This is a genomic window from Candidatus Devosia phytovorans, assembly GCA_029202405.1.
Classification (GTDB): domain Bacteria; phylum Pseudomonadota; class Alphaproteobacteria; order Rhizobiales; family Devosiaceae; genus Devosia; species Devosia phytovorans.
In genome coordinates, this window is sequence record CP119312.1 from 2,238,129 (window position 1) to 2,264,054 (window position 25,926).

Annotated in this window: 21 protein-coding genes; 4 read left to right on the forward strand and 17 right to left on the reverse strand. The window is 64.7% G+C overall.

The annotated features are described in order from the left end of the window. Window positions 1–289 precede the first annotated feature (289 nt). The 3 genes from pepN (at window position 290) to P0Y65_11090 (ending at window position 5,102) form a co-directional block, all read left to right on the forward strand. Complete coding sequence (gene pepN, locus P0Y65_11080; GenBank protein ID WEK02751.1) at window positions 290–2,926, forward strand: aminopeptidase N; 2,637 nt, start codon at window positions 290–292, stop codon at window positions 2,924–2,926. 338 nt (window positions 2,927–3,264) lie between these two features. Continuing rightward, entirely contained in the window at window positions 3,265–4,923 is a 1,659-nt protein-coding gene (locus P0Y65_11085) for an ATP-binding protein (GenBank protein ID WEK02752.1), read from the forward strand. Beyond that, complete coding sequence (locus tag P0Y65_11090; GenBank protein WEK02753.1) at window positions 4,920–5,102, forward strand: hypothetical protein; 183 nt, start codon at window positions 4,920–4,922, stop codon at window positions 5,100–5,102. The genes P0Y65_11085 and P0Y65_11090 overlap by 4 nt, the downstream gene beginning before the upstream one ends. A 149-nt stretch (window positions 5,103–5,251) precedes the next feature. On the opposite strand, the gene P0Y65_11095 is transcribed toward P0Y65_11090, so the two are convergent. From P0Y65_11095 to P0Y65_11135, 9 genes are all read right to left on the reverse strand, one after another. Next, entirely contained in the window at window positions 5,252–8,134 is a 2,883-nt protein-coding gene (locus P0Y65_11095) for a bifunctional [glutamine synthetase] adenylyltransferase/[glutamine synthetase]-adenylyl-L-tyrosine phosphorylase (GenBank protein ID WEK02754.1), read from the reverse strand. Between the two features lie 159 nt (window positions 8,135–8,293). Then, the gene (locus P0Y65_11100) at window positions 8,294–9,739 is read right to left on the reverse strand and encodes a HAMP domain-containing sensor histidine kinase (protein ID WEK02755.1); all 1,446 of its coding nucleotides are present in this window, start codon (window positions 9,737–9,739) and stop codon (window positions 8,294–8,296) included. Between the two features lie 3 nt (window positions 9,740–9,742). Then, a complete protein-coding gene (locus tag P0Y65_11105) occupies window positions 9,743–10,414 on the reverse strand; it encodes a response regulator transcription factor (GenBank protein WEK02756.1) in 672 nt (223 codons plus the stop codon). A gap of 64 nt (window positions 10,415–10,478) precedes the next feature. Then, window positions 10,479–12,014, reverse strand: coding sequence for a Do family serine endopeptidase (locus P0Y65_11110; GenBank protein ID WEK02757.1), 1,536 nt, complete (start codon window positions 12,012–12,014; stop codon window positions 10,479–10,481). A gap of 313 nt (window positions 12,015–12,327) precedes the next feature. Continuing rightward, window positions 12,328–12,768 carry a cytochrome c-type biogenesis protein CcmH gene (locus tag P0Y65_11115; protein WEK02758.1) on the reverse strand — a complete coding sequence of 147 codons (441 nt, stop codon included), beginning with the start codon at window positions 12,766–12,768 and terminating at the stop codon, window positions 12,328–12,330. Continuing rightward, the gene (locus tag P0Y65_11120) at window positions 12,765–14,738 is read right to left on the reverse strand and encodes a heme lyase CcmF/NrfE family subunit (GenBank protein WEK02759.1); all 1,974 of its coding nucleotides are present in this window, start codon (window positions 14,736–14,738) and stop codon (window positions 12,765–12,767) included. The genes P0Y65_11115 and P0Y65_11120 overlap by 4 nt, the downstream gene beginning before the upstream one ends. After that, complete coding sequence (gene ccmE / locus P0Y65_11125) at window positions 14,735–15,208, reverse strand: cytochrome c maturation protein CcmE (GenBank protein ID WEK02760.1); 474 nt, start codon at window positions 15,206–15,208, stop codon at window positions 14,735–14,737. Before ccmE ends, P0Y65_11120 begins: the two co-directional genes overlap by 4 nt. Further along, the gene (gene ccmI / locus P0Y65_11130) at window positions 15,205–16,290 is read right to left on the reverse strand and encodes a c-type cytochrome biogenesis protein CcmI (GenBank protein ID WEK02761.1); all 1,086 of its coding nucleotides are present in this window, start codon (window positions 16,288–16,290) and stop codon (window positions 15,205–15,207) included. Before ccmI ends, ccmE begins: the two co-directional genes overlap by 4 nt. 202 nt (window positions 16,291–16,492) lie before the next feature. Beyond that, window positions 16,493–17,614, reverse strand: coding sequence for a hypothetical protein (locus tag P0Y65_11135; GenBank protein WEK02762.1), 1,122 nt, complete (start codon window positions 17,612–17,614; stop codon window positions 16,493–16,495). Between P0Y65_11135 and P0Y65_11140 the strand changes: the two genes are divergently transcribed. Next, window positions 17,598–17,780: a hypothetical protein gene (locus tag P0Y65_11140; GenBank protein WEK02763.1), complete on the forward strand. Its 183-nt coding sequence runs from the start codon at window positions 17,598–17,600 to the stop codon at window positions 17,778–17,780. The genes P0Y65_11135 and P0Y65_11140 overlap by 17 nt on opposite strands. Here P0Y65_11140 and P0Y65_11145 read toward each other — a convergent pair. The 8 genes from P0Y65_11145 to P0Y65_11180 all read right to left on the reverse strand — a co-directional run bounded on the left by P0Y65_11145 (window position 17,777) and on the right by P0Y65_11180 (window position 25,826). After that, window positions 17,777–18,250, reverse strand: coding sequence for a hypothetical protein (locus P0Y65_11145; protein ID WEK02764.1), 474 nt, complete (start codon window positions 18,248–18,250; stop codon window positions 17,777–17,779). The two genes, P0Y65_11140 and P0Y65_11145, sit on opposite strands and share 4 nt — an antisense overlap. A gap of 62 nt (window positions 18,251–18,312) precedes the next feature. Then, window positions 18,313–19,749, reverse strand: a complete 1,437-nt coding sequence (locus tag P0Y65_11150; protein ID WEK02765.1) for a HAMP domain-containing sensor histidine kinase — start codon at window positions 19,747–19,749, stop codon at window positions 18,313–18,315. Window positions 19,750–19,758: 9 nt separating this feature from the next. Further along, window positions 19,759–20,418: a response regulator transcription factor gene (locus tag P0Y65_11155; protein ID WEK02766.1), complete on the reverse strand. Its 660-nt coding sequence runs from the start codon at window positions 20,416–20,418 to the stop codon at window positions 19,759–19,761. Window positions 20,419–20,442: 24 nt separating this feature from the next. Continuing rightward, window positions 20,443–20,736, reverse strand: coding sequence for a hypothetical protein (locus P0Y65_11160; GenBank protein ID WEK02767.1), 294 nt, complete (start codon window positions 20,734–20,736; stop codon window positions 20,443–20,445). Window positions 20,737–20,795: 59 nt separating this feature from the next. Continuing rightward, window positions 20,796–20,990, reverse strand: coding sequence for a type II toxin-antitoxin system HicA family toxin (locus tag P0Y65_11165; GenBank protein ID WEK02768.1), 195 nt, complete (start codon window positions 20,988–20,990; stop codon window positions 20,796–20,798). Between the two features lies 1 nt (window position 20,991). Next, window positions 20,992–21,240, reverse strand: coding sequence for a DUF1902 domain-containing protein (locus P0Y65_11170; protein ID WEK02769.1), 249 nt, complete (start codon window positions 21,238–21,240; stop codon window positions 20,992–20,994). 115 nt (window positions 21,241–21,355) lie between these two features. Further along, on the reverse strand, window positions 21,356–22,108 hold the full coding sequence (locus P0Y65_11175) for a glycoside hydrolase family 108 protein (GenBank protein ID WEK02770.1): 753 nt from the start codon (window positions 22,106–22,108) through the stop codon (window positions 21,356–21,358). Continuing rightward, window positions 22,101–25,826, reverse strand: coding sequence for a glycoside hydrolase/phage tail family protein (locus tag P0Y65_11180; GenBank protein ID WEK02771.1), 3,726 nt, complete (start codon window positions 25,824–25,826; stop codon window positions 22,101–22,103). The genes P0Y65_11175 and P0Y65_11180 overlap by 8 nt, the downstream gene beginning before the upstream one ends. Window positions 25,827–25,926: the final 100 nt, after the last annotated feature.

Genomic DNA, 25,926 nt, shown 5'->3' on the forward strand with positions numbered 1-25,926 from the left:
TTGAGCGGTGGATCGCGCCGACACGTCCTGCCCGATCCTCCCGGGAGCAAGACGTCCGGGCCGAGGCGATGCCGACCGGAGAATGTGGAATTCGCGCTCGATACGCCCAGATTGGCGCAGAGGAGCAGCGTCGCGACCTGTACTTATGCCTCTCCCCAAGGCCAGTCAATTTGGCGTAGAAGAGGGACCGAAACGGGTGTAGCCCCGTTAGGTTACACGAATGCGGCAAAACTGCTGTTGCGGCAGGGCCACAGACAATTTCAGACCGACGATTTTGACGGATCAGTTCATGCGCACCGAGACCGAGCACACCATCTATCTCAAGGACTATGCCCCCAGCCCCTATCGAATCACGTCTGTGGACCTGGACTTCCGGATCCTCAGCGAGAACACGCGGGTGCGGGCACAGCTGACCGTCGAGCCGCGCGAGGGCACGGCACCGGGCACGCCGCTGGTGCTGGATGGCGACGGGCTGGTGCTGGGTTCAATTGCCATCGATGGCGCGCCGCTGATGCTGTCGGACTATGCGGCCGATGATGACGGGCTGACCGTCTACGAGCCGCCGCTGCGCAAGTTCATTCTCGAAACCGAGGTGACGCTGCAGCCAGAGAACAATACCAAGCTGATGGGTCTTTATCGCTCGGGCGGCACCTGGTGCACGCAATGCGAGCCTGAAGGTTTTCGCCGCATCACCTATTATCTCGACCGGCCGGATAATCTGGCCGTGTTCAAGGTGCGGATGACGGCGCTGCTGAGTGAAGCGCCGGTGCTGCTGGCCAATGGCAATCTCATCGACAAGGGCGATGCCGGCGACGGACTGCATTATGCCGTGTGGGAGGACCCCTTCCCCAAGCCGGCGTATCTGTTTGCGCTGGTCGCGGGCGACCTCGGCTCGATCAGCGACAACTTCACCACGGCATCGGGTCGCAAGGTGGCGCTGGCGATCTATTGCACGCATGGCAAGGAAGACCAGTGCCTGTGGGCCATGGACAGTCTCAAGCGCTCGATGGCCTGGGACGAGCGGCGCTTTGGCCGCGAATATGACCTCGACATTTTCAACATCGTGGCCGTCAGCGATTTCAACTTCGGCGCGATGGAGAACAAGGGCCTCAATATCTTCAACGATCGCTTGGTCTTTGCCCAGCCCGAGACCGCGACCGATGGCAATTACGACGGCATCGAGCGGGTCATTGCGCATGAATATTTCCACAACTGGACCGGCAATCGCATCACCTGCCGCGACTGGTTCCAGCTCTGCCTCAAGGAAGGGCTGACGGTCTATCGCGACCAGGAATTCACCAGCGACGAACGCTCGCGAGCGGTGAAACGCATTTCCGACGTGGTGGGGCTGCGCTCGGCGCAATTTCCGGAAGACGGCGGCCCGCTGGCCCACCCGCCACGCCCCGACCAGTATCGCGAGATCAACAACTTCTACACGACCACGGTCTACGAGAAGGGCGCCGAAATCGTGCGCATGCTGGCGACGCTTCTGGGCGAAGCCGGCTTCCGTGGGGGTATGGACCTCTATTTCGAACGCCATGACGGTGAGGCGACGACGATCGAAGCGTTCCTCGCCAGCTTTGCCGATGCCAATGGCATGGACCTCGACCAGTTCAAGATCTGGTATCTCGAAGCCGGCACGCCGCGGCTGAGCGTCGACGAAGTCTACGATGTTCAAAAGCAGACCTATACGCTGAAGTTCAGGCAGGAGACGGCGCCGACGCCGAACCAGCCGAGCAAGGCGGCGCGCGTGCTGCCGATCAAGTTCGGCCTGCTCGGCCCCAATGGCAGTCCGATGGGCTGGAGCGGCGTTTCGGGCGCCGAAGTGCGCGACGAGATGATCGTGCTCAACAGCGAGAGCGCCGAGGTCACCTTCACCGGCATTGCCAACCGCCCCGTGCCGTCGCTGCTGCGCGGTTTTTCGGCGCCGGTCATCCTGGAGAGCAAGGCCAGTCAAGACGACCAGCTGTTCCTCGCCCGGCACGACAGTGATCCGTTCAACCGCTGGCAGGCGCTGCAGAATGTCGGCATGGCGCTGGCGGTCAATGCGGTCAAGGGCACGCCCTGGACCCAGGAGGCCGTTGCGGCGCTGAGCCAGGCCATGGGCGACACGCTGGCCAGCGACAGTCTCGACGATGCCTTCAAGGCGCTGGCCCTGTCGCTGCCGGATGAGCAGCTGATCGGCCGCGAGATCGGGCGGGATGTCGATCCCGATGCGATCGACCGGGTGTGGCATGATCTGCTGAAAGCGTTGTTCCTGCCGCTGGCCGATCCACTCAAGGCGACCTATGAGCGCCTCGCCAGCGACGCGCCCTATTCGCCCGATGCGGCGAGCACCGGGCGACGCGCCCTGCGCAATCGCGCGCTGGGCCTCTTGGTCGGCAGCGGCGCAGCGGGGGCGACAGAGCTGGCCAAGGCGCAGTATGACGACGCGCGCAACATGACCGACCGGATGGCGGCGCTGGGCTCCAGCACCTTTGCCGGCACGAGCTTTGCCCCTGCCCTGCTCGCCGACTTCCGCAGCCGCTATGGCGCCGATCCGCTGGTACTGGACAAGTGGCTGGCGGTGACCGCGGCGCAGCCGCGCGACGGGGTGATCGACGACATGAAGGCGATCCTCGCCGATCCGAGCTTCCCCAGGACAAATCCGAACCGGCTGCGCGCGCTGGTGGGCAGCTTTGCCATGGGCAATGTCACCCAGTTCACCCGGGCCGATGGCGCGGGCTTCCGCTTCGTCGCCGAATTCGTGGCCGATGTCGACAAGGTCAACCCGCAGGTGGCGGCGCGCGTCCTCACCGGCTTCCGCATTTGGCCGATGCTGGATGCGGGTCGGCGAGAGGCGGCAAAAGCCGCGCTGACGGGCCTGCAGGGCAAGAGCCTCAGCCGCAATACGGCGGACATCCTGACGCGGACGCTGGCGGGGTAGATATCGCCGGAGTCGCCCCACCCACAGTGTCACCCCGGCCTTGAGCCGGGCTGACATCGAGTGCGTGGAAAACTCGGATCAAGAGCCTACGTAGTCCACAATGCAACCCCGCGTCGGGATTGGGAAATTTCCCAAGTCCGGCGTTTCGATTCAACGGCTTAGCCGATTTTGTGGAACAATTTTTTTCGCTCGCTAAGTGACTCTATCGACTCGTCTATTTCCGATCACGTCGGCGAGAGCCGGATCGGGGGTATGGACAGCGGAGTCCGCGTGATTCATTGTTTGTTAAGGGCAAATCACGGGTCGGACATACCCGCTTTTCACACCGGGAGAATTGCATGCGGACGGCGGAGGCATCCGGCGCCAGCGTAGCCGGATTCGGCACTGGCAAGGGCAAGGCAGTTGAGCAGCGAACCGCCAGCAAGGCCCGGTCATTCGGGCTCTCCCTGCCGCAATTCAACCTGACCCCCATCGCCCATGCCGTGCTGGTCACGGGCCTCGTCGCTGCCTTGGCCTTCGTGATTTTCGATACGGCGCGCAGCTTTGGCGATGCGCGACGCGAGCTGGCGATCATCGGCTCGGCACTTGCCGCCGATATTTCCGACATGTCGACGGCCGATGCCCTGGGCGAAATCGGGCTGACCAATCGGCGCTATATCGCCATCGGCCGGGCGAGCCTTGTCAGTGCTGCTGCCGTGCCGTCCTCCTCCATCATGGCGGGCATGATCGTGCCGGCGCAGCCGCATGGCGTGCTGGCGATGGAAACGCAGCAGCAAAACGTCTGGGGCGCCGTGACGCAGCGGGCCGCCGCCGCCTTTGCGCTGGTGGGGCTGGCGGTGCTGCTGGCCTCGCGCAAGCGCCGCGACGACATGCCCGATGCCATGCAGCGCGACAGCTATTCGACACTGGCGGCCGCCATTCCGCTCGGCGTCGCCTGCTGGACGAAAAGCGGCAAGCTGATCGTCTGCAACGAGCAATATCGCGAACGGCTGAACCTGGGCAGCGGAAAGACCACCTATCAGGAAGCAGTCAAGAAACTGAGCATGGGCGGCTATGTGAAGCTGCTCAATGACGATGACGGCAGCCGCATCCTCGAGCTGCATCGCGAAGACGGCTCGTGCCTTCTGATCGACGAGCGCCCGCTCGGCCAGGGCGCCTTCATGACGCTGGTGAGCGATGTGACCGAAGCCAAGCGCACCGATACCATGCTGCATGCCATCCGCCAGGAACAGCGCCTGCTCGCCCGCCGCTATCACGAGGAAAAGCTCAAGGCCGAAGCGGCCAGCCGCTCCAAGACCAATTTCCTCGCCCATCTCAGCCATGACGTGCGCACGCCGCTCAACCACATCATCGGCTTTGCCGACCTGATGCGCCACAAGACCTATGGGCCGCTCGGCGACGAGCGCTACGAGGACTATGTGCAGTCGATCAAGGCCTCGGGCGAGCACCTGCTACAGAGCTTTGCCACCATTCTCGACCTGGCCGAACTCGAAGGCGGGCAGAAGGCACTGCGCAATGACCTGATCGATCTCGATGGCGTGCTCGATGGCGTGGTGCAGCGCTTCAAGGGCCAAGCCAACCGGGCGGGCGTGCTGTTCGTCCTCGGGGAAACCAGCGAGGCGATCGTTCAGGGCGACCAGCTCGGGCTTTCCCGCATGGTCTGCAATATTGTCGAAAATGCCCTGCGCTTCACGTCGCAGGGTGGGCAGGTGACCCTGGCGGCCTATGCGGCGCGCGATGGCGTGGTCATCGAGATCACCGACACGGGCCTGGGGATGAGCGAAGACAAGCTCTCCTCCCTCTCCCAGCCATTCGCCCTGGGTGATGCCACCTTTACCCGCCAGGGCGTAGGGCCGGGCCTGGGGATTTCAATTGCCCGCACCATTGCCGAGCTCAGCGGCGGAAACCTCGTGATTGACTCGACGCCGAGCCTGGGCACCACTGTTGCCATCTCCCTCCCCTTGGCCGGCATGTCCGGAGCGCAGGCAGCAGAATGATCAACCGCGATTGGCACGAGTCCCATCGCATGCCCAGGAATGCCAATCTCGAGCAGCGCGTGGAATGGCATATCGAACATGCCGAACAGTGCGGCTGCCGGGAGATTCCCGATAGCGTGAAGCGGGCGCTGGAACAGAGGGGCACGCCGGTGCCACCGCGGAAGGCTGGACAGGAATAGTGCCACACCCTCGTGGTTCGAGGCTTTGCTACGCAAAGCACCTCACCATGAGGGTTACTGGGAACGCGGTGTAGCAACAGCCCACAAGTAGCCCTCATGGTGAGGTGCGAGCTCTTGCGAGCCTCGAACCACGAGGGCGTGGCAGGATGCTAAAGCCCCCGCGCCTTTTCATACCATTGTGCCGCCGCCGCGCTTACCTCATCGCGCATCTTGCGCAGGTCCAGCTCCAGCAGCTCAAAGCTCGGATAATGCGTTAGCCCCGCCAACAATTCCTTGAAGGCCTCTGTCCAGGCTTCGGCCTTGAACGGGCTGACTAGGGCCGAGCTCATCACCTGCAGCACCGTGGAATACAGCTCGTGGATTTCGGCGAGGCGCGTGCCCTGGGGAACGAGGCCCACTTCATCAAGCCGGGTCAGGACGCGGGCCGTCGAGGCCTGCGGGCGGGCGACGGTCTGGCCAGCGAGCAGTTGGGCCGACTGGGCGATGAATTCGAGATCGACCAGCCCCCCCTCGGCGAGCTTGAGATCGAAGGGGTGGCGCGCCGGGCGTTCTTTTGCCATCAGCGCCCGCATGGAGAGGACATCCTCAACAATCTTGCCGGCCTCGCGCGGGCGGACCATCACTTCGGCCACGGCGGCGGCGACCGTGTCGCCGAAAGCGCCGTCGGCCATGATGACGCGGGCGCGGCTCAGCGCCAGGTGTTCCCAGGTCCAGGCGTCGTCGCGGTGATAGGCGCGGAAGCCGGAGAGACTTGTCGCCAGCGGGCCGGCATTGCCCGAGGGCCGCAGGCGCATATCGGCCTCGTAGAGCACGCCCTCGGCGGTGGGCGAGGTCACCGCCGCGACGAGGCGCTGGGTAAGGCGGGTATAGTAATGGCTGGTGCTGAGGGGCTTTTCGCCATCCGACTCTTCATCCGGCGCGTCGTAGAGCAGGATGAAATCGAGGTCGGAAGTGACCGTCATTTCGCGGCTGGCCATCTTGCCGAAGGCAAGCAGCGCCACCTTGCCGCCGGGCAATCTGCCGTGGCGGCGCTGGAATTCCATGCGGACGCTGTCGAAAAGGCGATTGACCAGGGTTTCGGCGAGGGCGGTGAACTGTTCCCCTGCCCCGGTGGCGCTGACGGTGCCGGAAAGCAGGCCGGCAGCGATGAGGAATTTCTGTTCCTGGCCAATGATGCGGGCGCGGTCGATGATCTCCTCATAGGAGCGGCTTTCGGCAAGAAAGGCGTCGACCTTGGCGATCAGCACGTCGCGATGGGTGACGTCATTGGCAAAGGCCGGATCGATCAGCCCGTCCATGACATGGGCGCGATGGATGACCGCTTCCGACATGCGCGGCGCCGAGGCCATCAGCTGGACCAGCAGGGTGCGCAGGTTGGCATGGCTGCGCAGCAGGGCGAAAAGCTGCACGCCGGTGGGGAGACGGGACAAAAAATTGTCGAATTTGGCCAGCGCCTCGTCGGCATTACCGGCGGTGCTGAGCGTATTGAGCAGGGCCGGCAGGAGTTCGGTCAGATGGGCCCGGGCGGCGGAGGCGCGGGTGGCCGGGTAAGAGCCATAGTGCCATCTGCGCACCGTTTCGATGGCCCTGGAGGGATTGGCAAAGCCCATGGCAGAGAGGGTTTCCACCGTTTCGGGATCGTCGTCATTGCCGGTGAAGACCAGATTGCCCTCGCCCGAGCCCAGGGTTTCGCCCTCGGTGAAGAGTTCGGAATAATAGGTGACGACGCGTTCCAGTGCTGCGCGATAGTCGCGCTCGAATTCGCGCAGGTCGTCCAAGCCCATCAGCCGGCCGATGATGGCCACTTCATCCGCCGAAGCGGGCATGACATGGGTCTGCTCGTCGCGCAGCATCTGCAGGCGGTTTTCGACGGCGCGCAGGAACCAGTAGGTCTGCGTTAGCTCGGTCGCGGCTCTGGGGGTAATCCAGTTCGCATCGGCCAGCGCCGCCAGAGCATGCGCCGTGGGTTTCACCCGAAGTGTCTTGTCGCGGCCGCCGGCGATGAGCTGCTGGGTCTGGGTGAAGAATTCGATCTCGCGGATGCCGCCGCGGCCGAGCTTGACGTTGTGGCCCTCGACGCGAATGTCACCGACATTCTTGGCAATGTTGATCTGACGCTTCATCGCCTGGATATCGGCGATGGTGGCGAAGTCGAGATGCTTGCGCCAGACATAGGGGGCAAGCTCCTTGAGGAAAGCCTCGCCGACGCGCTTGTCGCCGGCGCAGGGCCGCGCCTTGATCCAGGCGGCGCGCTCCCAGTTCTGGCCGCGGCTTTCGTAATAGGCGAGCGCGGCTTCGAACGAGATGGCGACCGGGGTCGAGCCGGGATCGGGGCGCAGGCGCAGGTCGGTGCGGAAGACATAGCCATGGGCCTGGCGGTCTTCCATCAGGCCGACGAGCTTCTGCACCATGCGGGAGTAGATTTTCGTGGCTTCAGAGGGGTCGGCCAGCACCTGCTTTTCGAGATCGTAGAAGGCGACGATGTCGATGTCGGAGGAATAGTTGAGCTCCTGCCCGCCATGCTTGCCGAGGGCGAAGATGGCGAGGCCGGAATTGGCGGCAGTTGCCTCATTGGCGGGGATGGCGAGCTGGCCCTTCTCGGCAGCCTGGCGCATCAGCAGGTTCAGCGCCGCATCGAGCGCGGCATCGGCAAGATCGGAGAGCGCCGCCGTCGATTGCGCCGTGGTCCAGGCGCCGCCGGTTTCGGCCAGCGCCGCCAAGAGCGCCGTGCGGCCCTTGGCAATGCGCAGGACAGGGGCGAGCGCCTCCTCGCTGGCGGCGGTCTTGCCGAGGGTGTCGACGACGTCGATGATATCGGTGAAGGCACCATCGGCGCTATCGGCCAGGGTGGTGATCAGCCATTGGGCATTGGCCTGCGCAAGGTCGAGCAGATAGGGCGCGGATTCGAGCAGCGGGCCGAGGGTGGGCGTCGCAGCCTGCAGCGCCTCCCGCTGATCGGCAGACAGGTCGGCAAGCCAGGCATCAAAGCGCGGCGTGTCGGCGGACGGCAGGGCATTGAGCAGGAAGGTCATAATTCAGGCATAGCTTGGCCGATCCCGCGCGGCAAGGCGGGTGGGGCGACATCCGAGTACCCCCACCTATCCTCCCCCTGATAGGGGGAGGGACCGCCCCGTGGATGTGGCACGATCTGAGAAAGCTCCGATCTGTCCCTCCCCCTTTTCAGGGGGAGGTTAGGTGGGGGTATCCTTCCTGTCTGGCAGATCCACCACAGCCCGCACTCCCGGCATATTGTCCTCGATGCGGAGACTGCCGCCATGGAGGCTCGCCACGGCGTTGACCAGCGACAGGCCAAGCCCCGAGCCGGGCTCGGAGCGGCTTTTTTCAAGCCGCACGAAGCGTTGCAGCACGCGCTGGCGGTCTTCTACCGGGATGCCGGGGCCGTTGTCGGCAACTTCGATCAACACCCGGTCCTTATCGCGGCGCAGGCCGACGGTGATGCGCCCCTGCCCTTCCCCTTGAGGCTTGGCATATTTCACCGCGTTTTCGAGCAGGTTGACCATGGCCTGGCCGATCAGTTCGCGATTGGCGTGGAGATGCACGTCCTCGGCGATGGAGGTCTCGACCAGAATGCCCTCGTCCTCGGCCACGGGGCCATAGAGTTCGGCGACATCGGCGACCACGGCGCTGACGTCGACATCGGCCAGGGCGCCGGAGGGGGCGCCGGCTTCGGCGCGGGCGATCATCAGAAGGGCATTGAAGGTCTGGATAAGGCGGTCGCTTTCGGCAATGGTGGTCTCCAGCGCGCGCTGGCGGGTTTCGTCGCTGGCACCGTCGCGCAGGGCGGTTTCGGCCTGGTTGCGCAGGCGGGTCAGCGGCGTCTTGAGGTCATGGGCGACATTGTCGGTGACTTCCTTGAGCCCCTGCAACAGTTGCTCGATGCGGTCGAGCATGGCGTTGAGATTGGTAGCCAGACCGTCGAATTCATCATTGCGCCGGGTGACCGGCACGCGCTCGCTGAGATTGCCCGACATGATCTTGGTGGAGGTATCGCGGATGGTGTCGATGCGCTTGAGCACGCGCTGGGCGGTGAGGCCGCCGGCAATCAGCGAAAAGAGGATGATGCCCAGCACGCCGAACAGGAAGCTCTGCACGATGATGGCGGAAAAACCACGGCGTTCCACGACATCACGCCCAACGACCAGCCGCATGCCATTGCTCAATTCCACCGAGCGGACCACGGCAAAGCCGGTCTTGGCGGGCGGTGCCACACCATGGGGCGAGTCTGGAGCGTCAGGCGGCGGGTCGATGAAGGGATTGGCGCGTTCGTAGTCGAAACTATAGATGCCCGGCTCGATCAGCACGTTGGCCGGCACGTCGGTGACATTGCCGAGCAGATACTGGCCACTGGCATCCCCGAGATAATAGACGCCCGGCCCCGGCGCCGTGGCGACGCGCTGCAGGGCGAAGGCCAGGGCGCGAATGCCCTGGTTGGCGTCGATGCGCTGGAAGACACGGACCTCGCGGTCGATGGCATCGGCCTGCTGACGCTGGATCTGCACCGAGGACTGCCAGGTGATGAAGGCCAGCAGCAGGATGGCGAACAGCGAAAAGATCAGGATGAACGTCGCCGTCAGCCTGACCGTCGAGGTCCGCCAGAGTTGCAGGAACCGGTTCACGGATTACTCGCGGATCATGTAGCCGGCGCCGCGCACGGTATGCAGCAGCGGGCTGGCGTGGCCCTTGTCGATCTTTGAGCGCAGGCGCGACATATGCACGTCGATGACATTGGTCTGGGGGTCGAAGTGATAGTCCCAGACATTTTCGAGCAGCATGGTGCGGGTCACCACCTTGCCGGCATTCTTCATCAGATATTCGAGCAGGCGGAATTCGCGCGGCTGCAGCAGGATGGTCTCGCCATCGCGCTCGACCTTGCGGGAGAGCCGGTCAAGACTGAGGCCTGCCACTTCATAGGCGGTGGCGGCTTCTGATGGGCTGGAACGGCGGGCGAGCACTTCGACGCGGGCCAGAAGCTCGGTGAAGGCATAGGGCTTGGTGAGATAGTCGTCGCCGCCGGCGCGCAGGCCGGTCACGCGGTCGTCGACTTCGCCGAGCGCCGAAAGAATGAGAACGGGGGTTTTATCGCCTTCGGCCCGCAGGCTCTCGACGATGGACAGGCCGTCGCGGCGGGGCAGCATGCGATCGACGATCAGCACGTCATAATCCATGCCCGAGGCCATGGCATAGCCGGTTTCGCCATCGGCGGCGTGGTGGGTGATGTGGCCGGCCTCATCGAGCGCCTGGATCAGGTAGCTGGCGGCTTCGCGGTCGTCTTCGATCAGCAGGATTTTCACCGGAGCCCCCAAGGCTTTGGCAGGAAGGTAATGGCCCCGGGCATGAAGCCCGGGGCCGGTCTGTTTAGTTGTCGCCCAGCGGCAGGCCGATAAACGTGTCATTGCCGTCGCGGCTGGCCTTGACCAGGGCGGTATTGCGACCCTGAGCCTTGACCGCGTCAAGCGCCGCTTCGAATTCGTCCAGCGAATTGACCGGCGCATTGTTGACCTCGAGGATGGCATCGCCAACCGTCAGGCCCTTCTGGGCGGCAGCGGATTCAGGATCGACGTCCTGGATCAGCAGGCCACCATTGCCATCCGAGTTCGGCACCAGGGTCAGACCGACGCTGGATTCGCTGGGAAGCGCTGCCGGCGGGGTCGGAGCGGCAGGCTCGTCGGCCTGGGCCAGAGCCTCTTCGTTAAGCGTACCGAGCTGGACCGAGAGCGTGGTCTCGGCGCCATCACGCCAGATGGTCAGCTCGACCGAGGAGTCGGGTGACTTGCCGGCGATGGTGCGGCTGAGGTCGAGGGCGTCATCGATCGCATCGCCATCGACGGCGGTGATGATGTCGCCGGACTTGATGCCGGCCGGGCCGGCAGGGCCATCTTCAGCCACATTGCTGACGATGGCGCCCTTGGCACTGGCAAGGCCAACGCCGTCGGCGATGTCGCGGTTGACGTCCTGGATGCCGACGCCGAGGTAGCCGCGCGTAACGGTGCCCGAGTCGATCAGCTGGTTGACAATGCCCTTGACGGTGGCAGCGGGGATGGCGAAAGCGATGCCGACATTGCCGCCATTGGGCGAATAGATGGCGGTGTTGACGCCGACCACTTCACCCTGGGTGTTGAAGGCCGGGCCGCCCGAATTGCCGGTGTTGACGGCAGCGTCGATCTGCAGGAAATCGCCATAGTTGGAACCGCCGATATTGCGACCCTGACCAGAGATGACGCCGACGGTCACGGTGCCGCCAAGGCCAAAGGGATTGCCCACGGCAACGACCCAGTCACCAACGCGGCTGGCATCGTTCTCGAAGCCGACAAAGGGAAGGTCCTCGCCTTCGATCTTGACCACGGCCAGATCGGTGCGCTCGTCGGTGCCGACGATTTCGGCGACCTTTTCGGTGCCGTCTTCAAAGACAACCGTCACCTTGGTGGCGTTTTCGACGACGTGGTTATTGGTGACGATATAGCCGTCAGCCGAGATCACGAAGCCCGAACCGGCGGCCATGAAGTGGCGCGGGGCCTGTGGCTGGTCGGGACGATTGCCGGGGCCACCAGGGCCGCCAAACTGGTTGAAGAAGTCCTTGAAGGGATGGCCTTCCGGCAGGTCGGGGAAGTTGAAATCGAAGTCGCGGCCGCGCGGACCGCCCTGCTGGGGCGCCTCTTCGGCCTCGACCAGGATCGAGACCACTGCAGGCTTGACCGCCTCGACGAGGTCGGCAAAGCCGGCATGGGGCTGCGCTGCCTCGGGCACGGTGATCTGCGCAACGTTCTGCACCTGCGCATTGGCCGCCTGGCCGGTCATGACGAAAGCGGTCGAGACACCGCCGATACCGACCAGCAGCGCCAGGGCGGATGCCCCGAGCCAGCGGCTGGTACGCTTGAGAATGGACGAGCGCATGTAGACAATCTCCTTGGGCAAGCCCTCAACAGCTTATGGGCCTAGATATGGAATGCCGCGCCTTTCGGAGAAGTTGCGCCAACATTAAACCTTGGCAATGTTGGTGGCGGGATTGGGGCGTTATCTGGACGCAGGATGACCCAAACACTCGGTGTCACCCCGGCCTTGAGCCGGGGCCCATCCCGAGATGGAGCCACAGCCGCGAGGTGGTCATGTCGACGACCTTGCGGTAGACCAAAAATCTCAGGATGGGTCCCGGCTCAAGGCCGGGATGACACCGTGGTTGGGGTTGATTAGGTGGACAACGCCACAGCTACTTCAGCTCGTCCAGCGCCGACTGCTCTTCGGCGGTCAATCCACCCGCAGCAATCCGCTTCTTCCGCCCCAGCGCCACCAGTGTGCCTAGCCCGACCAACAAGAGTGCGGGCGCAGCGATCCAGAGCAGGATCGTATGGTTGTTGACCCGCGGGTTGAGCAGGACGAATTCGCCGTAGCGATCGACGAGGAATTGCCGCACGGCTTCGTCGCTGTCACCCGCCACCAGCCGCTCGCGCACCAGAAGGCGCAGATCCCTGGCGAGGTCGGCATCGCTGTCGTCGATCGACTGGTTCTGGCAGACGAGGCACCGCAGGCCCGCCGAGATGTCGCGGGCGCGCTGTTCGAGCACGGGATCGGGGAGGACTTCGTCCGGGCTGACCGCCAGCACCGGCGTCGCGAGGCAAAGGGCCAATAGCAGTACGCGGAGCCACATCATTCGGCGGGACTCGCGACAGGCTTCGCGGCACGTTGCGGCGCGCCGATGCGCACCTTGCGATCGGTCAACGAAACCACGCCGGCGGCGGCCATGAACAGGCAGCCGATCCAGATCAGGGTGATATAGGGCTTGAACCAGATGCGCACGACGTGGGTATCGCTGAGCGGTTCACCGAGCTGGAGATAGAGCTGGGAGAAGCCGTAGGTGGTGATGGCCGCCTCGGTGGTGGGCATGCCGCTGGCGACATAGATGCGGCGCTCGGCCATCAGGTCGCGGGTTTCGCCACCGGGGGCGGTGACGATGAAATGTCCCTCTTCGCCCATGTAATTGGGGCCCTGCTCCTGCTTGAAGTCGTCAAAGGCAATCGTATAGCCGGAGAGCTGCGCCGTTTCGCCAGGATTGAGCGTGGTGACCAGTTCGGTCTCCCAGGCGGTCACGGCGACAATGCCGAGCACGGTGACGCCGATGCCGAAATGGCCAAGCGCCGTCGACCAGGCAGAGCGCGGCAGGCCGACGAGGCGGCGCATGCTTTCGCCGAACGGAATGCGGCCGATCTTGCTGCGGTCGACCAGTTCGGCCACGGCGCCGAAGGCGACCCAGAAACCGAGCAGCAGGCCGAGAGGGGCCAGCGAGATCGAAATGCCGCCCAGCGCCGAAATCAGGATGGTGGCAAAGATGGCCAGCGCCGCCGCGCCGATCAGGCGCTGCGATGCGGCCATGACATCGGCGCGCTTCCAGGCGAGCAGCGGCCCAAAGGGCAGCACCAGCAGGAGCGGCGCCATCAGCGCCCCGAAGGTCAGATCGAAGAAAGGCGCGCCGACCGAAATGGCGGTGCCGGTCAGGGCGTCGAGGAGCAGCGGATAGAGCGTGCCGACGAGCACCGCGCCAACGGCCGTCGAGAGGAACAGGTTGTTGAGGATCAACCCGCCCTCGCGGCTGATCGGGGCAAACAGCCCGCCCTGGCGCAGCGATGGCGAGCGGATGGCAAAGAGCACGAAGGCGCCGCCGATCAATACGGCCAGAATGGCGAGGATGACCATGCCGCGGGTCGGGTCGGCGGCAAAGGTATGCACCGAGGTCAGGATGCCGGAGCGGACGAGGAAGGTGCCGAGCAGCGACAGCGAGAAGGTGATGATGGACAAAAAGATCGTCCAGATTTTCAGCGCATTGCGCTTTTCCATCACCAGCGCCGAATGCAGCAGAGCCGTCCCGGCCAGCCAGGGCATGAAGCTGGCATTTTCTACCGGGTCCCAGAACCACCAGCCGCCCCAGCCAAGCTCGTAATAGGCCCAGTAGGAACCCATGGCGATGCCCAGGGTGAGGAAAGTCCAGCTCAGCATGGTCCAGGGGCGTACCCAACGGGCCCAGGCCTGGTCGATGCGGCCGGAAATCAGCGCGGCGATGGCAAAGGAGAAGCAGATCGAAAAGCCGACATAGCCGGCGTAAAGCAGCGGCGGATGGATGGCGAGGCCGATATCCTGCAACACCGGATTGAGGTCATTGCCCTCAAGTGGCGGATTAAGCACGCGAGCGAAGGGATTGGAGGTAAAGAGCGTGAAGCCGGTGAAGGCGGCAGTCAGCATGCTCTGGGTGGTCAGCACCAGCGCCATCAGGTCATCGGGCAAGCGACGGCCGAAGGCGGCGACCATGGCGCCGAAGGAAACCAGGATGAAAATCCAGAGGACCAGCGAGCCCTCGTGATTGCCCCAGACGCCGGAGATCTTGAAGATCAGCGGTTTGAGGGAATGGGAATTGTTAACCGCCAGCAGGAGGCTGAAGTCGGAGGTGACGAAGGCCTGGATCAGCGCGGCGAAAGCGGCGGCCACCAGCACGAATTGCAGTACGGCCCCCTGGCTCAATGCCTGGGCGATACGCGCGCCGCTGCGCCAATAGGCATAGCCGCCGATGGTCGAGATCGTTGCAATGGCAAAGGCGAGAATGAGGGCGAAGTGACCGAGTTCGATGCTCACTGCGCGGTCTCCGGCCGCCATTCGCCGCTGGCCTTCAGCGCGTCGACGACTTCCTTGGGAATGTAATTCTCGTCATGCTTGGCCAGCACATTGGTGGCCTTGAACGTGCCGTCTTCCTGCATGGCGCCCTCGGCCACCACGCCCTGCCCCTCGCGGAACAGGTCGGGCAGAATGCCGGTGTAATGGGCAGCCACGGTTTCTGCCCCGTCGGTAATGGCGAAGTCGTTCTCCTGGCCCGTGCGGACCCAGGAGCCGTCGGCGACGAGTCCCCCGAGGCGGATCGGCGTGCCGGCCGCAACCTCGCGGGCAATGACATCGCTGGGCGAATAGAAGAAAACGATCTGGTCGCGCAGGGCGATCAGCACCAGCGTCGTCGCCAGCGCCAGCACCAGGCCAAGGCCGGCGATAATGCCCAAGCGCTTCTGCTTGCGCGACCAGCCCTTTTTGCGAACCGCCATTTGCACGGTCATGGCGTGCCTCCATTCAGCGTAAGGCCGGCGGCCAGCGCCAGCGTATCGAGATCGCCGCGATCGAAGGCCTGGGGATAGGCCGCAACGGCATTGTCATAGGCAGTTTGTGCAGCGGTCAGATCGTTCAGCACGATGTAGGAGCGCACCAGTCGCGTCCATTCCTCGATCGTGCCGCCATCGGCCTCGAGCCGGGCCGCGAGCCCGCTGACCATGCCGGCGACCGCATCGGCCTGCGCATCGCCAGCTTCGACCACACCGCCATTTTCGGCCACCGCCAGGCCTTGCTGGGCCGAGGCGACCCAAGGTTCGCTGCCATCGGTCGAGAGCGCCAGCGCCTCCTCCCATGCCATTTTGGCTGCGGGATAGTCTTCCATGCGCGTCAGTTCGGCAGCGATATAGAGCCGCGACAGCACGTGTGCGGGCTCGGCGGCGGCGGCAGCGCGCAGCAGATCCATGGCTTCATCCGAGCCCTGCCCGTCCGCAGCCATCAGCAGGGTTTCGGCGAGGCGCGTCTGCAGGTCGGCTGTCGGGCCGCCGAGTTCGATGACCCGGCGATAGGCATTGGCGGCGTCGGCGAAGCGGCCGAGCTGCATATAGGCGGGGGCGATCACCGTCCAGCCGCGCAGGTCGTCGGGATTTTGCGTGAGCTGGCTTTCGATGCGCTCGATGGCCACGTCGAGATCGATGGATTGCGCGACAACCTCTTCGCGACCGGCCAGGGGCACAGCCGGCAGGTCGGGGCTGCCAAGGACCATATAGACGCTAAGGGTCAGTGCGGCGATGCCGCCGATGCCTGCGAGAAGCATGCCATTGCCCATGGTGCCGCTGGGCTGGGTCTTGTTGGCCTCGGCTTTGGCACGCAGAATTTCGCGCGCCAGCTCGCCCCGGGCCGCCTGCGCTTCGGCACCCGCCAGCTTGCCGGCCGCAAGGTCAGCATCGATTCCCGCCAGCACGAGGCGAAAATGGCTGTTGGCATCGTCCAATTCGGGCGCGGTCGCATTGTCCGTGCCGCGGCGCGCTGCGTGAAAAAGTGCAGCACAGGCGATGGCGGTGATGGCTGAGGCAATGAACCAGAAAAGCATGGGTCCTGAGCGCTTGACGCCGACGAGCGGCAAGTTTGGAACATCTATAAAGTACGCGCGCCGAAAAACCACCAAAACACGCGATTGTGGAGCGGACGCATTGCCACATGCGCGTTTGGCCGCATGAGGGAACACGCGCATGTGGGTGGTGGAGGGTGGCGCGATCGCCAGCCAGGACATTCGCTGGCGCGACGATCTGGATCTAGCTGCGGCGCTCGGCCGAGGCGCGGGCGCGCCTCAGTGTCTCGGCATATTCCGGGTTGAAGCGGATTTCGGCCATCTTGATACCGGCGTCGAGCCGTGCGCCGGTATTGGCATCGCCGGGGTTCTGCCGCATCAGGTCGAGATTGCGCTGCAGATGCATTTCCAGCGCCTCCCCGCTCTGGCTCCAGGCCTGGTCGAACAGGGCATTGAGAGCCAGGGAGTCACGGCATTCGCGGATGGTGGCCAGGAGATAGACGCCGTTGATCGCCGAAAGCAGCGCATCATTGTCAACGCGGTCATGGCCCTCGCGGCCGCGGCGCAGCGCCAGGTTGATGTCGGAGACGACATCGCGCAGGCGTGGTTCGACGCGGTCGGACACCTGCTTGGTGATGGCCGAGATAATCTGCGCCCAGCGGCTGCCGCGGGCAAATTCGATATAGCCGGTCAGCGAGCGCACCAGGCGATGGAAGCGTTCGAGGCTGCGGCAGATCAGGTCGATATCGGCGAAGGGCCCGACTGGCTGCAAGGCAAAGACCTTGTTCTGCGCATGAGCCAGGATGGCGTCGATCACCGGGGCAAAGCCCAGTCGAAGCACTGCCGCTTCGGTGGCATTGCCGCTGAGCTTGATGATGGAGGTGGTGAGCCGCGTCGGATTGGTGATCTGCGGTAACGCGGCATGGAACAGCAGCGCCGAGAGCGCCTGGTCCTTGAGCGGCATGGATTGCAGCGCCGCGCCGATGGCTGCGTCATCGGCCATGCCGTTGATGGCCTTGCCGAAAGCCTGTGCCTTGACCAGCAACGCACGGCTGCGCAGGGCCATGACCACATTGGGCAAGGCGTCGCGCGCTTCCTTGCTGCCCAGGGTAGCGCGCAGGCGGCGGTCTTTTTCCGGATCAGCGGAGGCAGTGTCGATGCCGGCCTTCATGGCTTGCAGGATCTGCGGCAGGATGGCTTCGAGCGCGGCCGCCTCAAAGCTGCCGTCGGCCAGGGAGTCGGGATTGATCAGTTCGGGGCAGAGGTCGCGATAGACCCAGACCCAGGCGGCCTCGGCGTGACTGCGGAAAATCGAACCGGCAAAGGCGAACTGCGCCGGATCCTGCACGATGACGGGATCGATCACGCCGGCAAAAGGGCGCGTCGCCGCGCGGCCTGCGCGGCGGGTCGTCGCTGTGTCGGATTGTGTGGCTGCTTGCTGCATCAACGCGGTGGAGTTGGTGGTCTATCGTAAAACCCTAACGGGCTTCGGTAAACAATCCATTCCCACCGCCGTCACGATGAAAGATTAAGCAGCGCCCTGCACGACAGCCCAGTTGCCGTTCTGCTCGCGGCAGGCCGTGCCCTTCTTGACATAGTCCTGGCCCTTGGCCTTGACCGTGTGGGTGAAGTCGCGGCAGTCGAGATTGTTGACGCGGACATAGGGACCGACCGCCACCGAACCGGTGGTGCCGGCTTCACCGGTCCAGGCGCGCGGGGCACCGGGGCGGCCAAACTGCAGCGCATAGAACTGGGCGCTATTGGCTTCGGCCGAATCCTTGGAGGTCATGACCGAAAGCGCGGCCGCATCGACAAAGCCATTGGAGACGCTGGTGGTCAGCAGGGCCTGCTGCGTGGTCTGAGCCGGGGTCGGCACCAGCGGCTGGGCGATGACCGGGGTCGCAACCACGGGGGCCTGCGCGATCTGGGTCGGGCCGGTGGAGGTACAGGCGGCCAGGGTCATGGCAAGCAACGGAGCGGCGAAGAGAGCGATACGGTTCATATGTCTGCGTTCCGATGGACGTTTAGAGTGGCTCATTGTTGTCGCAATGCGGCGAAAGTGCGTCAAGTTGCATTAGGCTTGGCCGCACCAGCGAGTCGGGCCGTAGGCAATCGCAGTTCGACCAGCAGCCCGCCAAGCGCAGCGCGCTTGAGTGCAAGGCTGCCGCCATAGACATCCACCAGTTCCTTGACGATATCGAGCCCTAGTCCGGTTCCGGGCGTTTTCTCGTCCAGCCTGACACCGCGGCGCAACACTTTCTGCGCATCTTCGTCGCTCAGACCCAGTCCATTGTCCTCGATCCGCACCAGCAGCATGGCGCCGGTTTCCGCGCGCTCGGACGACAGCATCACCCGCACCTGCCCCCTGGACCACTTGCAGGCATTGTCGAGCAGGTTGCCCGCCATTTCCTCGAGGTCGGCCTCGTCGCCGCGGAACCAGGGCAGACCGGGCTCGGGACGATTGAGGGTCACCGTGACCTCCGGATGAATCTTGCCCATCACCCGCACCAGCCGCCCCATGACCATGGTGGCATCGGCCCTCTTGCCCACCACGGACGTGCGGGCGGCGAGCCGGGCGCGCTCGAGATAGGTGGACACCATGGTGCTCATCTTCTCGCTTTCGCTCATCACCACATCGGCCAGATCGCCCTTTGTCGCCGCTGCTTCGTTACGCAGCACGGCGATCGGCGTCTTCAGCCCATGGGCGAGATTGCCGACCTGGTTGCGGGCGCGCTCGATGATCTGCGTATTGGAGCGCAGCAGCTCGTTGACCTCTTCGGCCAGTGGCGCGATTTCGCGCGGATAGGTGCCGCCCACCGCCACGCTCTCGCCGGCCCGCACGCTTTCGATGGCGGCGCTGAGCTTGTCGACGGGGCGCATGGCAAAGCGGGCGACGATGGCGCTCATGATGGCCAGCATGACCCCCACCGCGCCGAGCACGATGAAGGCCTGGCCACGGAAGTCGCCGACCAGGTCGAGGATTTCGCTGAGATTGCCGGTCACGACGATCTGGAAGGTCGTCGGTGCCACGGTCACCGTGCGCTCGACGACCCGCATGCGCGTGCCAAAGGCGTCGTCGAGGATTTCGGTGCGCCGGCCACGGCTGTCGCGGTCGCCTTCGAGCACGGGCATGTCGATGCCCACGGCCGAGGTCGAGAGGTTATAGAGCGTGCCATTGGCGTCGCGGATGGCCCAATACCAGCCCGAGCGCGGGCGGTCGAAGCGCGGATCGCTGAGGGTGATGGCGTCGCTGGTGGGATCGCCGGTTTCGAGCAGTGAACCGGTCAGGCTCTCGACATGGAAATCGAGCGATTCCGCAAGCGAGGTATCGAGAGCGCGGGAATAGAGGTCGGTCAGCAGGAAGCCGGTCGCGACCAGCGCCACCACCAGCCAGCCGGCCGAGAGCCAGAACAGCGAAGCGGCAATCGAGCCTTTGCGCAGGGAATGGCCCTGCGGCTTGGTCGGCGCCGGCGCCTCACTCGCGTTGGTCTGGCTGGGCACGGTCAGCGCCTAGTCTCCCGCGATCTGATAGCCCAGTCCGCGCACGGTCTGGATGCAATCATCGGGAAGCTTCTTGCGCAGGCGGCCGACGAAGACTTCGATCGTATTGCTGTCGCGATCGAAATCCTGGTCGTAAAGATGCTCGGTCAGCTCGGTGCGCGAAATGACCTTGCCCTTGTGATGCATCAGATAGCTCAGAAGGCGAAGCTCATGGCTGGTCAGCTTGACCGACTGGCCATTGACCGTCACCCGCCCCGACCGGGAATCCAGCCGCACCGGGCCGGCGACAATCTCGTTGGAGGCCAGGCCCGCCGCGCGCCGCACCAAGGCACGGATACGGGCCAGAACCTCTTCCATATGGAAAGGCTTGGCGACATAGTCGTCGGCACCGGCGTCGATGCCCTGCACCTTGTCGCTCCAGCGATCGCGGGCGGTTAGCAGCAGCACCGGCGTGGTCTTGCCGCCGCGGCGCCATTCTTCGAGCACCGACAGGCCATCCATGCGTGGCAGGCCGATATCGAGCACGATGGCATCATAGGGTTCGGTATCGCCGAGGAAATGGCCCTCCTCGCCGTCGAAAGCTACGTCCACCGCATAGCCGGCTTCGGTCAGCGCTTCCTTGAGCTGGCGATTGAGATTGGTGTCGTCCTCGACAACAAGAATACGCATGCCCGCCTCGCGCGATTGGTTTGCTTATTGTGCGCTTACTGTCAGATTCTGCGCGGTGCCGTCAGCACTGAGGACACCGATGATCCAGACATAACGCCCGCCCTGGTCGCAGAGCCGGAAATTGAGGATCTGATCGGCACTATAGCCTGCCGAGGCCACGGCCTCATACTGGCTGATGATCTGGCCCGAGCTGATGAGCGCCTGGATCTCCGCCGAACTGTCGATACAGGCCTGCGCCTGCGCCGTCCCGGCAGAGGCCAGGCCGAGCAGCAGCGCAACGACAATCGGAACAAGCGTCTTGAGGGTCACGGTTTTCATGAGAACAAACTATGACGCCGTTGCTGAATGGGACATGAATGAGGCAAAAACGGCAAAACCTAGAGTTTGATGGACGTGCCGGCATCGCGCAGAATGCTGTTGGCTGTATGGCGGCTCATCAGATTGCGCGGCACAGAAACGACTTTGCCTTTTGCATTCGTCCATTTCTCGTGTGAACCCTTTGCGTTGACCAGATAGCGAAAACCGTTGGCTTTCAATATCTTTACGACGGATGCGTAATATCCGTCGACCATATCAGGCCGCTTTGCCGGCGGGTCGTTGCCAGAGTATGGCCGGAATCAGATCTTTCGGCGCCATGGTCTTCAAGTCTTCCGGACTGACATGGTTCGCCATGACGAGCTCGGGCGCCAGATCCATCATGATCTCTTCGAATTCCTCGATCGTGGCCGCCTCGACATGCAGGCCAAAGATATCGCTTTCGGAATAGAACACCTTCGCCTCATCGTCCCAATGGGCCGTGACGCTGAACATGCGTTTTGCCATGCGTCACGCTCCCTTGGGTCCATTAAGTTCGATCAGATCGGCGATCGCGCCAAACACGCATTCGCCTGTTGTCTTTCCAATATCGGTCAGACAGTCCGAAGTTGCAATGGATCGCTCAAGCCGCCCCGATATCCGCCTTCAGCCCCCGGCGCAGGAACAGCACCGCCAGCGCGTCCATCACCAATTGCCCTGCCGAGCTCCCATCGAGTGATGGCAGGTCGACGCCCAGCATCTGCAACACGCCGGCAAGCAGCATGAAAATCGAGACGATGTAGGTCTTGTAGCCGTTGAGAATGTCCATCATGGTTTTCCTTTCAGGGATCTGAATTGGCTTGATATTTTCTGCGCCGGCGACAGCCAGCGCGGCCTTGCGCACCGATGCAACACGGCTGGTCCAGCCACGACCGAAGGTGGCAAAGGTGCCGAGACGCTGCAGGAAGCCGAGGCGCTGGTCGCAGAGCGCAGTGACAAGGCCGGGAGAGGAACGCCTGGCCACCGCCGCCAGGGTCAGCGGACCAATCTGCCCGTCGGCCAGCACGCCCAATATGGCCTGCAGCGCCTTTATCGCCCCATCGGGGCCGGAATTGACGGCATAGTCGAACAGCGCCAGGTCCAGTCCCGGTGGCAGGTGGTCCGCCTTGCAGCGATCCCAGTAGCCTGCCCGATAGATTTTCCCCGCCTCGGCGCGCGTGAGATCCTTCACCGCGCTTTTGGGCAGGTCCCACCAGGGCGACACCTGCCGCCAGCGTGCCAGCGTCTTGTGGGTGATGCCCATACTGGTGGCGCCGCCCGGATCCTGCGGATGGTCGGCATAGCCGCCCTCGTGCCGCAGCACCTCGTCGAGACAGATATCGAAGCGATCAGCCATCAAACTCTCCCTGCGCCACATCTCCGGGTCCAAACACCGGACTGACCTGCGCCACGGTGAAAGTGAAATTATCCGCCGGGCCACCGAAGTCGGCGACCTGTTGCGCGGCAGAATAGGTGGCGGCGGGGGCAGCACTCTCGAAGCTCCGCAGTACCGTCGCGCCATTGCGGATGGTCACCGCATAGCGCTCTGGCACATGCTCCAGTGGGCTTTCCGCCACGCCCCAGCCGTCGCCATCGGCCCGGCTGCGGCGGATCCAGCGCAGAGCGACATCGCCGCCCACCCGCCGCGCCCGAAGGTGCACCGGCGGAAGTGGCAGGACGGGATCCAATCCCAGCTCAAGTGCCAGGTCGCTGCCCTCGACATCGCGCGCGCCGGCATAGATGCGCAGGTCGCGGCTCTCGCCGAGCCATTGCGTCTCCACCGGCAATCCCGCGTCTCGCCGATCCAGCACCACCATGCGATGGCCAACCGAACCCGGTCCGACACCCGTGCCATCCTGTCCGCGCAGCAATTGGCTCAGCCGGTAGCGTCCCGGCGCGATCAGTTCCGCCTTGACGAAACCGATGACTTCCCAGTCGCCGCCATCACCCTGCACGGCAATCCGGTTGCTCCCGGCCAGCACGGCCAGTTCGTCCGCTGCAGCCAGATGCCCAGCCAGCAGGTTGATCTCAATGACATTGCCCCGGTCCCAGATCCCCTGCGGCCCCGCGGAGAGCGGCACCAGCAGTTCGCCCACCAGGCCACGCCGCGTGATCTCGGCGAGGCTGGCGCCGGTCGCGTCATCCACCACCTGCACCACGCCCGGCCAGGGCTGGGCATGGGCGGCCAGCAGCAGCCGACTGCGCGCCGGCTCGCTCGGCAAGGGCGGCAGATGCGCCGCCACAACCAGCGGGATCGAGCGCGGCGCGACGCCCGTGCCCTGCGCAAAGCCGCGATCCACCCCCGTCGCCAGTGCCAGCCCCGATGGCAGGCCGTGCGCCACGACCTTGCGTGCCAGACCGTCGCGGATTTCGCTGATCTCGAACGGCCCCTCGGCCAGTCCATGGATCGCAACCAGATCCCCCGGCTCCAGCGCCACGGCACTGGGCGGAAGCACAAATTCCAGCACCTCGCGTCGCGCCGCCTGCCCGTCCAGCATGCGCTCGGCGGCCAGCCGCGCGCTGGCGCCATCCAGCGTCAGCGCCACGCTTTGCGCCACCAATGGCCCGTCCGCGCGAACCAGCGCCGTCGCCGTGGCCGCCAGATAATCGCGCTCGCGATCCTGATAGGTCAGCGCCAGCCGCCCCGGCATTTCGGCCGGATCGGGTGAGCGGCGCGACAGCACCGCGCCCTCCTCCAGCACCAGGGCGTCCGGCTCGACTGAAGTCGCCACCGCCCGCCGCGCCTTGCCCAGATGCAGCCCGTGCACGCGATTGCGCATGGATAGGCCCGTCGCCCCCAGCAACGGCTCCAGCGCCTGCCGCGCCGTCGTCGCACTGCCCAGCACGCAGCCGGTGACGAAGGGCGCGGCGGGTTCGGCGCTCAGGCTCACGCCATGATCTTCCGCCATCGCCGCGGCCAGTTCATCGCTCGCCATGCCGCCCAGCCGGCCGGTCAGCCAATGGCCATTGCGATGGTTCTCGCCATCGCGCCACACATCGGTCAGCCCGGGAAAAGCCGGATAGGGCCGCGCGTCCCAGGTCCAGAGATGGATGCGCTCCACATCCACCATGCCGGCCGGATTGTTGGCGGGATCGCGCCAGAAACCCTGATGGGCCCGCAGCACCTGCCGCTGCATCAGCGCATCGGGCGTGCCGCGCGAAAAATACGGCCGCCCGTCCTCGGCACTCTTGGCATCGCCGAAAATATTGGGCTGGTTGCCCCCCTTGTCGACCGCGCCGCAGCCGAGCTCGGTGAAGACGATCGGTTTGCTCCCCGGCACCCAGGCCGTCGGCGTCGCCTTGCGCATCCCGCCCGGCCGATCGTGATGCGTATGGCTCCACCAGCTCCGGATATCCTTGAAGCGCCAGACCCAGGCTTCGCCATAGGCGCCATCGCTGATCGGGCTGCGAATTTGCGCCGCGCGATCCGCCGCGCTGGCATAATACCAGTCGAACCCCTCGCCCCCGGCGATATTGGCTTTGAGATACTCGAGGTCATATCCATCCGCCGACAGCGCAGCATCGCTATGCCCATGGCCCTCGCGCCAGTCGGCGACCGGCATGTAATTGTCGATTCCCACGGCATCTATCGCAGGCGATGCCCAGAGCGGATCGAGGTGGAAAAACTTCTCGCCATTGGGCTGATAGCCCGAATATTCGCTCCAGTCGGCCGCATAGGTGAGCCGCGTCCCCGCGCCCACCACGGCCCGCACCTCCGCCGCCAGCGCCACCAGCGCCTCGACAAAGGGGAAGCTGTTGCCAGCGCCGCGCACCGTCGTCAGCCCGACCATTTCCGACCCGAGCACCAGCAGGTCGACGCCACCCGCTGCCTGCGCCAGCCAGGCATAATGCAGCGCCATCTGCCGATAGCGCGCGGCAAAGCCCGCCACCTGTGCAGCCGCGACAGCGCTCCTGTCGGGCGTCCCCGCCTGCCCCGGTGCCGGGTGGCAGGTGATCCGCCCACGCCAGGGGTAACTCGCCTGCATGCCCCAGCCATATGGATCAACCAGCCCGTTCCCCACCGGAATATCCATCATCACCAGCGGATAGAGCGTAACCCTCAGCCCCCGGGCCTTGAGGTCGGCAATCGCCGCCAGCACCGCGGCATCGCTGGGCGTGCCGCCATAGGCCGGGCCCCCCTGATGCTGGCTGACCACGGGCACATCGCCCCGCCCCAGCCCCATCACGCGCCATTGGACGCCCTGCACGCTGCGCGCCGCCGCTTCCACCCGCGGCCCGATCAGGCAGTGCTCGCAGCGCAGGTCATTGCCGAACCAGGCCACCACCAGCGCAACCTGTCTGAGGTTCGGGCAGAGCGCCGTCAGCTCGTCGATGGAGACGGTCCAGTCGCTCTGTCCCCCCACGACATGGGCATTCTCGCCCGTCGTTTCGCCCGGCCCCAGCAGTCGCAGCCGCGGGGTCGGGTCATAGCCGAATTCCGTCGCGCCGGGGATGACGGTCACGGCCGTGATATCGCGCTCCAGATCCCCCACCACCCGGCAGAGTTCGACGCTGAGATGGGGAATGCGATTGCCAAACCGGTTGAGCGGCAATTGCTCCACCACCAGGTAGCACAGGCCCCGATAGGCCGGCGCCACGCTACCCTGCGTGGCCTCGATCAGCCCATCGGGCAATTGGTCCTCGGTGCCGCGATAAAAGCGGAGTGTCAGCCCCTGGGTATCGAGCAATTGCCCATCGGCCCAGATCCGCCCCATATGGGCCACCTCGCCCTCGCAGAAGGCCACGGCAAAGCTGGCGCCCACCACGTCCTCCTTGGGCTGGCTCACGCCCTTGGCGCCCTGGCTTTCCTGACCCAGCAGTTCCAGTTCACGCGCCCAGATGATATTCCCGCTCAGCCGGCTCCAGCCATAAAGCCGCGGCACCGCCCCGCCCTCGCTGGAATATTGCAGGCGAATATCGGCACCGACCTCCGGCGCGGTACGCTCGCCGAACAACACCGAGTCGACCGCATTCCCGGCCAGCGCGCCCAGCGCCCGCCCCACGGTCGCGCCAATCGGCCCGCCGACCAGTCCACCCACGAACTGCCCAGCCAACGACAATGCCAAAGTGGCCATTTTCTTGGTCCTCGAAGAAAGCCGCGTTTTTCGCTGCCATTGCCGCACGCTCGATGTCATCCCGGCCTTGAGCCGGGACCCATCCCGCGATCTGCGTTCC